The organism is uncultured Microscilla sp. (assembly GCF_947493425.1).
Taxonomy (GTDB): domain Bacteria; phylum Bacteroidota; class Bacteroidia; order Cytophagales; family Microscillaceae; genus Microscilla.
Map to the genome: position 1 here is coordinate 28,593 of NZ_CANLRP010000060.1, position 13,591 is coordinate 42,183.

The 13,591-nt window shown below is 42.2% G+C and carries 8 protein-coding genes and 1 pseudogene; 5 read left to right on the plus strand and 4 right to left on the minus strand.

Annotated elements, in window-relative coordinates:
* Nucleotides 1-163: 163 nt before the first annotated feature.
* The gene (locus Q0954_RS16440) at nucleotides 164-2,341 is read left to right on the plus strand and encodes a tetratricopeptide repeat protein (RefSeq protein WP_299458586.1); all 2,178 of its coding nucleotides are present in this window, start codon (nucleotides 164-166) and stop codon (nucleotides 2,339-2,341) included.
* 7 nt (nucleotides 2,342-2,348) lie between these two features.
* On the opposite strand, the pseudogene Q0954_RS16445 reads toward Q0954_RS16440, so the two are convergent.
* Together Q0954_RS16445 and Q0954_RS16450 are read right to left on the minus strand one after the other, a co-directional pair.
* Nucleotides 2,349-2,498: pseudogene (locus tag Q0954_RS16445) on the minus strand (HAD hydrolase-like protein); the annotation flags it as partial.
* 182 nt (nucleotides 2,499-2,680) lie between these two features.
* On the minus strand, nucleotides 2,681-3,070 hold the full coding sequence (locus Q0954_RS16450) for a hypothetical protein (protein ID WP_299458587.1): 390 nt from the start codon (nucleotides 3,068-3,070) through the stop codon (nucleotides 2,681-2,683).
* 358 nt (nucleotides 3,071-3,428) lie between these two features.
* Here Q0954_RS16450 and Q0954_RS16455 point away from each other — a divergent pair, with 358 nt between their 5' ends.
* On the plus strand, nucleotides 3,429-3,776 hold the full coding sequence (locus tag Q0954_RS16455; RefSeq protein ID WP_299458588.1) for a hypothetical protein: 348 nt from the start codon (nucleotides 3,429-3,431) through the stop codon (nucleotides 3,774-3,776).
* Nucleotides 3,777-3,863: 87 nt separating this feature from the next.
* Here Q0954_RS16455 and Q0954_RS16460 read toward each other — a convergent pair whose 3' ends face one another.
* Nucleotides 3,864-5,291: a YHYH protein gene (locus Q0954_RS16460; RefSeq protein ID WP_299458589.1), complete on the minus strand. Its 1,428-nt coding sequence runs from the start codon at nucleotides 5,289-5,291 to the stop codon at nucleotides 3,864-3,866.
* A 94-nt stretch (nucleotides 5,292-5,385) separates the two neighbouring features.
* Nucleotides 5,386-5,967 (minus strand): YbhB/YbcL family Raf kinase inhibitor-like protein, encoded by a 582-nt coding sequence (locus tag Q0954_RS16465; protein WP_299458590.1) that lies wholly within the window; start codon nucleotides 5,965-5,967, stop codon nucleotides 5,386-5,388.
* A gap of 227 nt (nucleotides 5,968-6,194) precedes the next feature.
* On the opposite strand from Q0954_RS16465, the gene Q0954_RS16470 reads away from it, so the two are divergent.
* The 3 genes from Q0954_RS16470 (at nucleotide 6,195) to Q0954_RS16480 (ending at nucleotide 13,289) form a co-directional block, all read left to right on the plus strand.
* Nucleotides 6,195-7,208 (plus strand): hypothetical protein, encoded by a 1,014-nt coding sequence (locus tag Q0954_RS16470; protein WP_299458591.1) that lies wholly within the window; start codon nucleotides 6,195-6,197, stop codon nucleotides 7,206-7,208.
* A 322-nt stretch (nucleotides 7,209-7,530) separates the two neighbouring features.
* On the plus strand, nucleotides 7,531-9,441 hold the full coding sequence (locus Q0954_RS16475; protein WP_299458592.1) for a caspase family protein: 1,911 nt from the start codon (nucleotides 7,531-7,533) through the stop codon (nucleotides 9,439-9,441).
* A 548-nt stretch (nucleotides 9,442-9,989) separates the two neighbouring features.
* Complete coding sequence (locus tag Q0954_RS16480; RefSeq protein ID WP_299458593.1) at nucleotides 9,990-13,289, plus strand: gliding motility-associated C-terminal domain-containing protein; 3,300 nt, start codon at nucleotides 9,990-9,992, stop codon at nucleotides 13,287-13,289.
* Nucleotides 13,290-13,591 lie beyond the last annotated feature (302 nt).

The window sequence follows — 13,591 nt, forward strand, 5'->3', positions numbered from 1 at the left end:
TAAAGTGATTTTAGGATTGATTAATGTTGGTATTCAGACAATTAGTCAAAATCCATCCTCAAAACCATTTTTGTTTAAGTATACCCTATGATACAACAAGCACTGGCTTTTCATCCGTATGCCGGCAACTCTACAACTCATTAAAAATACCTATTGCATAGTGTTGAGATATTTTATACCATTACATACCATCATTATTTGTTTGTGCCTAAGCACGGTGGTTCAGGCACAAACCCTTCGGATCACCCAACTTAAGAAGCAACTCAGTGCCACTCGTAATAACGACCACGCCCGTACCAATCTACTTATTGCCCTATCGCGGGCATACCTGCGCACCTCCCCTGCCAATGCACGGCAATATGCCGAACGTGCCTTTAACACTGCCAAACGTGCCAGCTTTGCTCAAGGAGTAGGGCGTGCGCTTAATCAAATGGGCCTGGTGTCTTTTCAGGTAGATGACTACGCCAAGGCGGTTAGTTATTTTTTGAAAGCATTGAATATCAATGAGCAATTGGGCTATAAAAATGGCATTGCCGATACTTATGGTTACCTGGCGCGGGTATATGCCCAACAACGCAGCTATGAACAGGCCATTGGGTATCATTTTAAAGCATTGAAGCTCAGGACTGCCCTCAAAGACCCTGCAGGCGCCGCCAGCACTTACAACAATTTGGGGCTGCTGCACAACCAGCTTAAGAAATATAACAAAGCCATTGATTTTTATACCCAATCGCTGCTTATTCAGCAAAAGCTGGACAACCAACAAGGCATGGCCATTACTTACAACAACATTGGCGAACTCTATAACCAACAACGCAACTACCCAAATGCTTTGTACTATTTTATAAAATCGCTGCAAATAAAAAAGCGGTTGAAAAACCTGCCCGGTGAGGCGGTAACCTTGAGCAATATTGGCAATATTTATTACCAAACAGGGCAGTATTCGCTGGCGGTCAATTCATTGCTCAAAGCACTCCAGATAAGGCAGCAGCTCAATGACAACCGACGCATTGCCAGTACTTGCAACAACCTGGGCAGGGTACTGGCCCAACAACAACGTTACAACACTGCCATTCAGTACTATACCCAAGCATTACAGCTTGCCAAAACAATCAAAGCCCATACGATGGTAGCCAATGCCTACGAGGGGCTTGCCATTACCTACCATCGTATGGGTGAGCACGACCAGGCTTTTTCCCATCACCGCAAGTTTGCCCAAATGAAGGATGTCATTTTCGACGAGCAAACCAGCAAACGTATCAGTCGATTGCAGGCACGTTATGACGCCCAAAAAAAACTAGACAAGTTGGCATTGCTCAACAAAGAAAACCAGCTTAAGCAAGACGAAATAGCCAAACAACGCTTATTACGTAATTCGTTTATTGGTATTTCGTTTTTGGTCATTGTGTTGGCTTTTGTCTTATACCGCAACAACCATAAAGAAAGAACATCGGGTGAGGTGTTTGCCCATAAAACCAAAGAAATAGAACGCAAAAACCAAGAGATCGCGTTGAAAAACCGGGCTTTGCAACGCCACAAAAACCTGATTGAAAATAAGAATAAAAACATTACTGATAGCCTTACTTATGCCCGTCACATTCAATCGGTCATATTGCCTACCGCTCAGGAAATTGGCAGTTTTTTGCCTCATCACTTTATTTTTTATAAACCCCGTGACATTGTCAGTGGCGATTTTTATTACTTTGCCTTGGTCAGGCATAAATACGTATTGGCAGTAGTAGACTGTACCGGACACGGGGTACCAGGGGCGTTTATGAGTCTGATTGGTAATAACCTGCTCAACCAGGTGGTAAAAGAGCAAAGAGAAACCGAACCAGGTAAAATACTGGATAAAATGCACGCTGGGGTGATTAATATATTGAAACAGAAAACTACTGATAACCATGATGGTATGGATGCAGCGGTATGTGTGATAGACCCGGCACTTAAAATTCTGGAGTTCGCCGGAGCCAACAGCCCTTTGCTACTGGTGCAACACCAACAAATGCAAGTAATAAAGCCTGATCGCCAGGGAGTTGGAGGTATATTTTCAGATGAAGAAGCCCAATTTACTACCCATATTATTGAGGCAAACACGCCTACCACTTTCTATATGTACTCAGATGGATACCAGGATCAGTTTGGGGGTAAAAACAATAAAAAATTTATGCGGCAAAATTTGCGTAAGCTATTGCTTGACAACCATCACTTGCCCATGGCTGAACAACAGCAATTGCTGGAAAATACTATACACCAATGGATGGCTTACCTGCCCAATGATGAAGACGCCATTCAGCAAATGGACGATATGCTGGTGCTGGGGGTAAAACTGAATTTTTAAAAAATTGCTACAATACTTTAGGCATCAGCAAGTCGCTTAAGCTGGCAATGATTCTTTTTTTGAAGTCAAATTCTTGCTTGCGTTGCACCCACCAATATTGCCACCCCATGGCTTGCGCACCTTGTATGTCAGCTCGGGCACTGTCCCCTATCATAGTGACTTCATCGCCAGGCTGCTAGTGCTCTGGGTACTAAATTTCTTTCACACCTTTCGGCTTCTTTTGCCTGCTGACTTCACCTAAAAAAACTCACGTAGCTTAGGCTATGCTCGTTTTTTGGAGGTTTGACAGCCACCAAAATAAACTCGAAATAATGTATAAACTACTTAGTTCCCAAAGCACTAGGGAATCAAATCAAAAATAGCTTGTTCGGGTTTTACAAAGCCTACCTCACAAGAAAAAATTGCTTGCTCGAAAAATCTGTCTAACTTTAACTCCTGATAGGGTTTTATATAAGGTGTAGCAAGGTTAGAGATCAGGTAGAGGGTGTAAGATGGGCGTAGTTTGGTAAGCACTTCGATGGTTTCGGGAAACAACCTAATCGAATTGAGTTCTTGCTGTAGTGCTGCGTCTATAGCTTTGTGGTCAATGTTTAGTTGATCTTTATACATCGCCCAAAGCGTTTCTAACGGTTGGGTCAGTGCCTTTCGGCGAAACTGTTGGGCAGTCACTCCCGCCTCTTGTCTATAAAGCTGCATCAATGGATTAAAAGGCTCAGTAATTTCTATCAACGTATTGTATAAGGAATGGTACCAAAATAAATTTACATTCTTAATCTCATCTTTTGAGGCTATACTTTGTTAAAAAATAGCCGAATAGCGCTGCTATTAGCCAATTTTTTGCCGCGTCTAGCAACAAAATATTTTATTAAACTATAGAAATTTATTTTTACACCATTCCTAAGTCAAAAACCAGTATTTTTTGCATACGAATAGTTACAAACAGGTTTACTGTAATTCATTGAACTACACAACAATGTTTTTCAAAAAACCTCTTTTTCGAAAATGGTAAAGCCGTAAAGAATCCCTATATTGACTTGCCTTCAAAGCTACATGTGACTTCAATAATAACATTAATCTATTAAACCAAATGAAAAAAGTTTTACTTTTCGCCTTTATTTCTTTGTTTTTTTGCGGTTTTGCTCAGGCACAATTAACAAAAACAGAAGTAGAAGCATATATGAAACCCCTTAACCTTCAACAAGTGAAGACAATATACCTTACTTACAACACCAACCAAAAGATGGTATCAAATGCATGGTCAGATAATGGATATGAATATCCCACGGTCGCTTCTCTTCAAATCAAATACACCGCAAACGCTATGCTTTTGACCGTAAACCAAAGGGCATATTTGATTCCTTATAAAGCAATTAAACTTTTGCGTTACCGCAAAAAAAACCAAGGAATGGAACTCATAGTGATGCTTTTTGACTAAAAACAAACAACGTTTACCATTCACCACAAAGCCACCCCTCACAGTCAAAGCAGGGGTGGTTTTGTGGTTGTTAATTTTTGACAAATATCAACGCTTCCAGGTTTCGGTAGTGGTTTTGCCGTCTACATCTTTAAATATAAAAGTATAAGTACCGCTGGTGTCCCAACTATAGTCTACCGAGCCCGCCACCCCACCAATGGTATAACTCAACACATACCCATTCTTGGCGGTTTTTTCTATTACTGAGGTAATCACCAAATTATCGCCATTGATGGCGTGTGGGTCACCCTGACGGATAGGAATAGCACTTGGTTGAGGTGAAATTTGGTTTTGAGGCGCAGTGCCTTCCAAGGTTACCTCACCACGCATTGCCGACATTACATAAGGGTAAGTGGTAGTGCCATGGTAATGGTATACATTATCACTGCCCAAGTGCCCTTGGTACTCGTCTAGTGTGGCCATAGTAGATCCATCGGGCTCTTTTGAGCCATATATAGCAAAACCATCAAAAGCATAGGCAATGGGTTGGGTACCAGAGGTGGCTTCGAGATGCAGCGGTGCGGTATGGTAATGATAATCGTCGGCACGGCCAGAGTGTCCGCCAAAAGCATCGAGTTCGCCTATTTCGTTAGACACCAAACCAGAAGCATTCAAGGGGTTAAAAATAGGAATGCCATTAGCAGCTATAGCCACGGCTCCCCGTTGAAAGTTGTCTTTTAAACTTATCGGACTTTCGGCATATTTGGCGCTCAAAGGAATAGACCATTTTGCATCATCTTTCAATACTTGTGGAGTAGGCACCTGGGCAATCCAGGCGGTGATTCCTTTCATCATTTCGTGCTCAGGAATCTGATCGGAGCTCACGTATACATAATTGGCATCGGCGCTGGTAGTTACTTTGGTATAAGGCGCAAAAGCCGCTTGAACAGTGGCTGCGGTGGTAGTAAAACTCAATAGCTCCTGAGTGGTCACTTCCTCGCTTTTTTTGCACGCTCCCAACAACACAAGAAACAATACCAAGCTTACTCCAGTAGCTGCTTTGCGCAAACGCTCTGCCCGAATGTACTGGTAGGCTACCGCACCCAATGCTGCCGCCAACAAAGCAAGCAAGCCGTACAATATGGCTACCCGATAGGCATAAAAAAACGAGGTGATGCCTGCATTTTTTTTCTGAGTTTTCTTTTGGCTGGCTTTCTTTTCTAGGGTCTTTTGTAGCAGTTTTTGGTTCAACCTCCTTGTTTTTGCCTGCCTTGCCAACACAAATGCCACGTCTGATGTAGAGAACTCGTTGAGCGGCTTGGTAACAATGTTTCCATTGGTTTGTTCTATCCACACCTGGTTATTCTTACATAGCACAAACCAACCTTTTACTGCTTGGTGGTCTTTGAAGCGCCACTCACGTAGGGTCTTTTTTGTCTTGTGGCTATGGTAGCCTCCATGGGCTTGTACTACAGTTGGGCTTGCCATCAGACAAACCAACCATAGCATATAAGTAAACATTTTTTGTGCTTTCATTTTTTTATTTTTTTGGTAAAGAAGTATCCACTACAAGTAACAGGAGTTCACTCATTGAACTCTCTAGCCCAAGCCAGGCAACTTTGCCATTTGGCTATTTAGTGTAAGTAATGGTTTTGGTGGTGGTGCCCAAGGTAATGTCTTTGATGGCGGTTTCGAGTTCAGCTTTGGTAACTTTACTACTACTAATGGTAGGGCAAGCAGACAAGGCATGTACAGTCAAGATATACTCTTTGGTGCCTGTTCCTTGTGAACAAGGAGGTGTATAGGCAGCTTGCTCGTTTACAGTATTTACTCCCCAACTTCCTATACTGGTTTCGCCACTGGCTAGACTTGTGGTGGCAACGGGAATGTTATACACCACCATGTACACATGCTCGTCGCCTGGACCAGGTATGTGGTGCATAGTAATGGCATAACAAGCTGTACCTTCAGGGGCATTTGCCCAGCTCAATTGTGGTGAAGTACCTGCTCCATCGCAAGTATGGTCTACCGACAAGGCTCCATCAGTGCTCACTGAGCCGCTGGTAAGGGTAAAGTCGGTGGTAGTAGTGGTGGTAGGCGTCACATCATCTTCTTTTTTCTTACAGCTGGTGGTCGTAAAAATAAATAACACAAGCACCATCACTAATAGACGGGTATTGGAACTGTTCTTCGTTTTGTAGGGGTAAAACATAGAATTTATTAAGTAAAAACTGTGATACAATCATTTTGCAGCAACATCAAAACTTTCTTTTAATAACGGTGCTGTTCACTTACATAAAGTATGGCATTCATACGATGTACTATGTTTTTACTGAAAAAATATTTTGATAATAAACTCAGTACAAAATCACTAGGCAAGCTTTGTTTTAGGTATAAAAGCGGATAAAATATTAGATTTTCACCTTAAAACACTGATAAATGCACTCTTTTAAAAAAATTGCCTGCTGCTTGAGCATTGCCCTGATCCTGTTGAGCAGTTGTAAAAAAAATGATGACTCCAACACTAGTCCATCTACTTCTACCAATGGATATAATGGCACCGGGTCGGTCACTCAAGGGCTTGCCAATACTACCAACAGCAACCTTTTTGCTCAAGGGCAAAGAGTAGCCGGAGTGGGTACCATAACCTCTACTGATAACACTGCCTGGACAGTACCCGCTAACGTAAATTACACCGATGCCAGCTTTCCAACGGCGTCTGATTTGTACAACCCTTATGGCAATAAATACAATACTTCTACCGAAGCGGTCAATGCCTTGACGGGCACGTCCGATATTATAGAAATAGATGCCAATGGGGAGATAGTCACGGGTTTTATATTTGCCGATAATTATTTTGAATTGTATATAAATGGGGTAAAAGTAGGTAAAGATGCGGTGCCTTTTACTGAATTTAATTCGCACATTGTCAGGTTTAAAGTAAGTAAACCCTATACTATAGCGATGAAGTTGGTAGACTGGGAAGAAAACCTGGGCATTGGCACCGAAAAACAAGCTATAGATCATCATCCTGGTGATGGTGGAATGATTGCCGTATTCAAAAATGCCAACAATCAGATAGAAGCCATTACAGATGCTTCGTGGAAAGCCCAAACTTTTTATACTACGCCGATACTTGACCTTTCTTGCCTGTCGGAAGATGGTCAGCAACGTGTTTCTACCAATTGCAGCGAACCCACCGCCTCTACCACAGCAAGCGCTGTATATGCCGTACATTGGACCATTCCTACCGATTGGGCAGCCAAGGGCTACGACGATACTGCCTGGCCTGCCGCCACTACTTATACTGCTGCGGCTATAGGCATGGATAACAAAGTGCCTTATACCAATTTTTCGGATGTGTTTGACGATGCCACCCAAAATGCTCAGTTTATATGGAGCACTAATATTGTGTTAGACAATGTGGTAATTGTGCGGAAGACAGTGGAGTAGTGAAGGAAGGAAACTTAGGCTTTTTTATGCTGACGGTTAAGTATATACTTTGTACAACGCTTGACTGGCAAGGTTTCGTTGTGCACACAACAGTAAAATGGTAAGGATAAAGGATAGATAAAATAAAGATAAACTTAAAAAAGGTTACTTTAGTCAAGTAACCTTTTTGTTTTTGAGAGCACTCACCTTCACCAAAACCAATGATTTAGCCCTCTCTCAATATCCTTAAAACTAATGAGGGATATCACAGTATAATTCCTGAAATTTGGCAAAGCATTGAGGTACAATGCCTTATTTTTCACTCAAACAAATCAGAAGTATAATGCCAAAACAACAAAAAATATTTGCTTTATTGGTAGGAATCAACCAGTACCACCCTGCAAGTAGTGTAACACCGCTGAATGGTTGCATTGCAGATATAGAAGCCACCGAAAAGTTGTTAAAAGAAGATTTCAAAGTAGCTTCAGGCAATATCTGCAAGCTCACCAATGAGCAGGCGACCCACGAAAATATAGTGGATCATTTTCAACGCCACCTCATAGCCAATGCTGCTCCTGATACCACGCTGTTGTTTTGGTTTAGTGGACACGGGTCACGTCAACGTACCGACCCGCGATTTTATAAATATTTACCAGAAGAAAATCCTGAAGATTTGAGAGATGAGACATTGGTGTGTTACGACAGCCGGGCAATAGTGAAAGGAATAATGCCCAACCCTGACCTCGCCGATAAAGAGTTGGCGGTGTTGATTGATTTGGCAGCTCAAAAGGGTGGCGACATAGTGACCATATTTGATTGTTGCCATTCGGGCGATATTACCCGCAGCGATCCTGACCACTATGAACGTGCCCGTTTGATAAAGGACAGGGATGAAAGGGAAAGCGAATTATCAAGAGACTACGGAAAGCCTAACGAATCTTTTAGTCGAAATTATTTGGGAGGATATTATCAAAAACACCAACTTGACCGCATTCCTAAAGGGAAACATTTGCTGTTGGCAGCTTGCCAATATTATGAAACAGCCAAAGAGTGTACTATTGACGGAGACAGGCGAGGCATATTTAGTTATTACCTGCAAAACGTCATTGCACAAAACCCTGCCATTACCTACTCCAACTTGTTTGAACAGTTACGTAGTATGATAGCTGCTGAGAGCACTCAACGCAACTTTAGCAGCCCACAAACGCCCCAGTTTATGGCTTATGCTGGTTTTGACACCCACCAATTGATTTTTACCCAACAAAAACCTGAGTACTTGAGCGACAAGTATGAAATTACTTACAGCAATGAACAAAAAGAATGGCAAATAAAGTATGGTGCCAACCAGGGCTTACCTACCTCAGGCAAGGTGATAAAGTTTGATGTGTATGACCATCCTCCTCTCCAAAAAGCAGCGACTGAAGGGTATGTCAAAAGTGTAGAGGCAAACTACAGCACCCTTACCTTCGAACAAAAACTGTCGCCCAAAAAACGCTATTGGGGAGCGCTTACTCAACTAGATGATGTACCTGTATATGTTAATTTAGAAGGTGATTTTACAGTGCAAAATGAGTTACACTTATTTATCAAAAAACATGGGACTATCTACTTTGCCGTAGATAATACTAAAAAACATGCGTTTAGAGTAAATATAAGTCAAGGGCACTGGCAATTGTTTAAGGATAAACAAACTGAAGCCTTGGTAAATGAACCTTTTACTCCTGGCAAAGTGTTTCACAAGCTTAACCGCTTGGGACGTTGGCATTTGCTACGGAGCAACCAACATAAAAATACCCGATTTAAGCTTCCTGAATTCAACTTTAGAGTAGAAGATACCCTGCACAATCAAGTGCTCAAAGGTTCAAATGCTTTTCAAAGTAAGACATTTGTTTGTACTCTTAATGAGGAGGAGGAGTGGATACTTGATGCTGAAATAAAAGGACAGAATTATACTGATAAAGAGCTGTTTTTTGCCTTGCTATATTTCACTTCTGATTACAGTATAAGAGTTCCTTACAATAAATGTGTGAGCGCCAACAAGCTTTTTGTAATAGACAATCAGGAGTTTGTAATGGAGCCTGGAAACACAACCGCAGAATGTATACAATTGATGGTAAGCACTGAAAAGATCGAGAGCCATTTTTTGTCACAGGAGGGGCTGACATCAGCCGATACTGGAAGGGCAATGAGAGAGAAGAAAAGACGTACAGATTGGTGTACAGTGACGATGGAGTTGAACTTGGCAAAGAAGTAAAAAATACAGTCATACCTGCCATGGCAGGCAACAAAAAAGCCTTATCAAATCTGATAGGGCTTTTTTGTTGCTTAAAGTTATGGTAACCAAACTCCCCCCTACCCCTTAAGAAAAAACAACCCGAAAGGAAAAATTCCTAACGGGTTTGTCACAAAAGGTAGTTAAACAAAAATTTATCTTTAATAACCAAAAACTATTCATTAACTTGTTTTCGGCAGATGTATTATCTAATACTTTGAACATTGTTATTAAAACAATGGATGTTGTATATAGCAAGCCCAAAAATGAGGGTATACACAAGAGGCAGCAAAACTATAAAACTTTATGACTTTTTTCATATAAATGACCTGATAAATTCGTTTTAGTTGGCTTACGCAAACAAATGTACAGCCAAAGGAATATAGGAACGGACGAACAAGTTACCTGCCATCTAACCATTACAACAGTGTCTTGCAGATAAAAATATACCTAAAGCCAGACAAAAGAAACCATGTAATACGTACAGATAGTAGTTGTCAAAGTACGTGTATAAACTTAATGTCATTGAAATGAATAAAATCATACTCTTCCTCTGGATGCTCTTAATGGGAGCATCGGGCTATACACAGGCTCAAATCCCTGTTTTAGCCAAAACACGGGCACATCACAAGAAACCTCCTCAAAGCAAAAACTACAAGTTTGTTGAAAACAAGAACCAGTGGAACAAAACTGTCAAATTCAGGGCAGCTATTCCAAGTGGTTTTATGTTTCTAAAAAATGATGGCTTTCAATATACTTATTATGACTCTAGGGCAATAGGGCGACTACACACTGCCAATGTACCTTCGGTGGCAAGCCGTAGAGCTCAAGCCCAACAAATAAAAGCGCATAGTTTTGAGGTAAAGTTCAAAGATGCTAACCCTCACCCTCAGATAATTGCTCAAGAGTCAGTACCCGAAACTATGAACTATTTTTTGGGCAAAGACCCCTCCAAATGGGCTACCAATGTTCAAAGTTATCACTCAGTTTATTACCAAAACATCTATCCGTCTATAGACCTGAAGCTGTATGAACGAAACAACGCTTTGAAATATGAATTTATAGTGGCTCCCAACACCTCGCCCAAAATCATTCAAATGCAATACAATGCGGCTGATAACATTCGCCTAAAAGATGGCCAACTGGAAATACAAACGAGCCTGGGCAAGGTAATAGAAAAGCGCCCGTATTGTTACCAAATCATTCAAGGCAAAAAGGTAGCGGTAGAGGCTCGCTTCAAACTCAACAACAATGAGGTAAGTTTTGAATTTCCTTATGGTTACAATCCCAACTTTGCCTTGGTGATAGACCCTGAATTGGTTTTTTCTACCTACTCAGGGTCTTTTGCCGACAACTGGGGCAACACTGCCACTTTTGATGCTGCTGGCAACTTATATGCTGGAGGCACCGCGTTTGGCTCTAACTTTCCACTTACGCTGGGCGCTTTTCAGTCAAATTATGGTGGGCAAATAGATGTAGGTATTCTTAAATTTAGTGCTCAAGGCGATCGCTTATTGTACGGGTCTTTCTATGGGGGGCAAGATGCCGAAGTGCCCCATAGCCTGGTAGTAGACAGCAACGATGACTTAATAATTATGGGTACTACTGGCTCTGATGACCTGCCTACCAGTAACACCGCCTTTGACCAAACTTTTAACAATGCCAGCGGTTTTCCATCGGTTACTCCCTTGGCGGGCATGCGCTACACCTCTGGCAGCGATATTTTTATTGCTAAAATAAGTCAAAACGGTAACCTGCTCAAGGCAGCTACTTATATAGGCGGCAACAACAACGACGGGCTCAATACTTCTACTTTGCCTCGTATTAAAAACTACGGAGACGCTTACCGGGGCGATGTGTTTGTAGATGGCAGCAACAATATTTATGTAGCCTCCACCACACTGTCTACCGATTTCCCGGTAGTTAACGCCATTCAACCCGCTATTTCGGCAGGACACGATGCGGTGGTTTTTAAAATGACCAGCGACCTGACAACTATGGTGTGGGGGACTTACCTGGGTGGTAATGGGTTTGACGGAGCTTTTTCGATTAAGGTGTTCAAAGACCAAGAGGTATTTGTAGCAGGCGCCACTACCAGTACGGGTTTGCCCAGCTCTGCCGATGCCCTGCACCGCAACAACCTTGGCTCTGATGACGGCTTTATTGCCCGCATATCTAACAATGGCAACACCCTCGAAAAACTCACGTATTTGGGTACCAATAGCGCTGATCAGGCATTTTTTATAGACCTAGACACCAACAGCAATGTCTATGCCTTTGGACAAACTTTTGGTAACTATCCAGTAACCCCTAATGTATACTCTAATGCCAATGCCAGGCAATTTATCCATAAACTCAACAAAGATTTGTCTGCCACCATTTATTCTACGGTGATAGGGTCGGGGCGCAGCGAGCCAGACATTTCGCCTACGGCTTTCTTGGTCAATGATTGTGAGAATGTATACATTACGGGTTGGGGTGGAAGCATTAACCATAATTTTTTACCCAATGGATATACCACTCAACCCATGCGCAATAGTAGCACCAATGGCTTACCCATCACTTTTGACGGGGTACAACAAACTACCGATGGAGACGATTTTTATATAGCAGTACTTTCTACTGGAGCTAAAGACCTGGTGTATGGCACTTTTCTGGGCAGCAATCTCTCAAGGGGTGAACATGTAGACGGGGGTACGTGTCGCTTTAGTAAAAATGGCATTGTATACCACTCGGTATGTGCCTGTGGCGACGGTTCTACCTTTCCTACTACGCCCAATGCTTACTCGCAGTTTAACCGTAGCAACAACTGCAACAATGCTGCTTTTAAATTTGACGTAGATATATTGACAGTCGATTTTGACATTAAAGACTCGGTGCAAAACAACGTTACTGAAATTTGCGCCCCAGCTACGCTTAACTTTGTATATAAAGGTCTGGGTGCCAGCACTTTTGACTGGAATATAAACAATGGTGTAGGCAATATTGGGAATACCGAATCGGTCAATTTTCGTTTCAACCAAGAAGGTTTGTTTACTGTAACCTTGGTAGCAAGCAGCCCTCCCAGCTGTTTGCGCACCCTTACTACCACCAAAACTTTTAGGGTGTATAAAAACACATTGACCGTGAGTTTGTCTGACACAATTTGCCTACGTGACTCTATTCCATTACGAGTAACCTCAGGCAAGTCGGTAGTGAGCTATAGTTGGACTCCAGGCGCTGGCTTAAGTGATAGTACCATTGCTAACCCTGTGGCAAGCCCTGCCCAAACTACGGACTATAAGGTGACAGTAAAAGATGTGGATGGCTGTGAAACTGCGGCTTTGGTAACGGTCAATGTCTTAGATTTTCCTACCACTAACTTTGTAGCTAAAGTACTGAATGAATGCGGCAAGGTACCTAGAGTAAAACTAGTACCCGATGCAGGTGAGGGATTGAAGCATACCTGGCAAATGGGCAATGGCGAAGTGTTTGACAGCGAATCGGGCGGAGGGTTTTATACCTATCCGGAGTCGGGCAGTTATACCATTACCTATACTGTAGCCAATAGTCATTGTAGTGCCACCGATTCGGTAAAGGTAACGGTAGACAACAGGGTGCCTGAACTGCCCAATGTAATTACGCCTAATGGCGATGGTAAAAACGACTTTTTTGTCAGCCCTTATACCGATCATAAGATAGAGATATACAATCGTTGGGGCAGAAAAATATTTGAGCGGGATCAATACCAAAACGACTGGGGCACAGACGCAGACCCTGGCATTTATTATTATATCCTTATTTCGCCAGAAGGCGTTCGCTGTAAAAATTGGCTCAAAGTAACGAAGTAGTGATTATACAGGCTGTACAAAAGCATGTGGGTTTGCATTGCTCAGGTCAACCTCTAATAAGATCTTCGCAGGAAATGGAGGTTGGGAAAGCATCCCCCCCAACCTACCTTTATCTTGAGTTTTTATAGACTTTTAGCCTTTTTCTTGAGCTATGATTGGCTTTTAGCCTTTAGCTTTTTCTTGAGCTATGATGGACTGTTAGCCTTTAGCTTTTTCTTGAGCTACGATTGGCTTTTAGCCTTTAGCTTTTTCTTGAGCTATGATGGACTGTTAGCCTTTAGCTTTTTCTTGAGCTACGATTG

Coding starts and splice junctions, on each gene's coding strand:
- Q0954_RS16455 (WP_299458588.1), top strand. CDS start 3,429: ATGAAAAAAGTTTTACTTTTCGCCTTTATTTCTTTGTTTTTTTGCGGT.
- Q0954_RS16460 (WP_299458589.1), bottom strand. CDS start 5,291: ATGAAAGCACAAAAAATGTTTACTTATATGCTATGGTTGGTTTGTCTG.
- Q0954_RS16465 (WP_299458590.1), bottom strand. CDS start 5,967: ATGTTTTACCCCTACAAAACGAAGAACAGTTCCAATACCCGTCTATTA.
- Q0954_RS16470 (WP_299458591.1), top strand. CDS start 6,195: ATGCACTCTTTTAAAAAAATTGCCTGCTGCTTGAGCATTGCCCTGATC.
- Q0954_RS16475 (WP_299458592.1), top strand. CDS start 7,531: ATGCCAAAACAACAAAAAATATTTGCTTTATTGGTAGGAATCAACCAG.
- Q0954_RS16480 (WP_299458593.1), top strand. CDS start 9,990: ATGAATAAAATCATACTCTTCCTCTGGATGCTCTTAATGGGAGCATCG.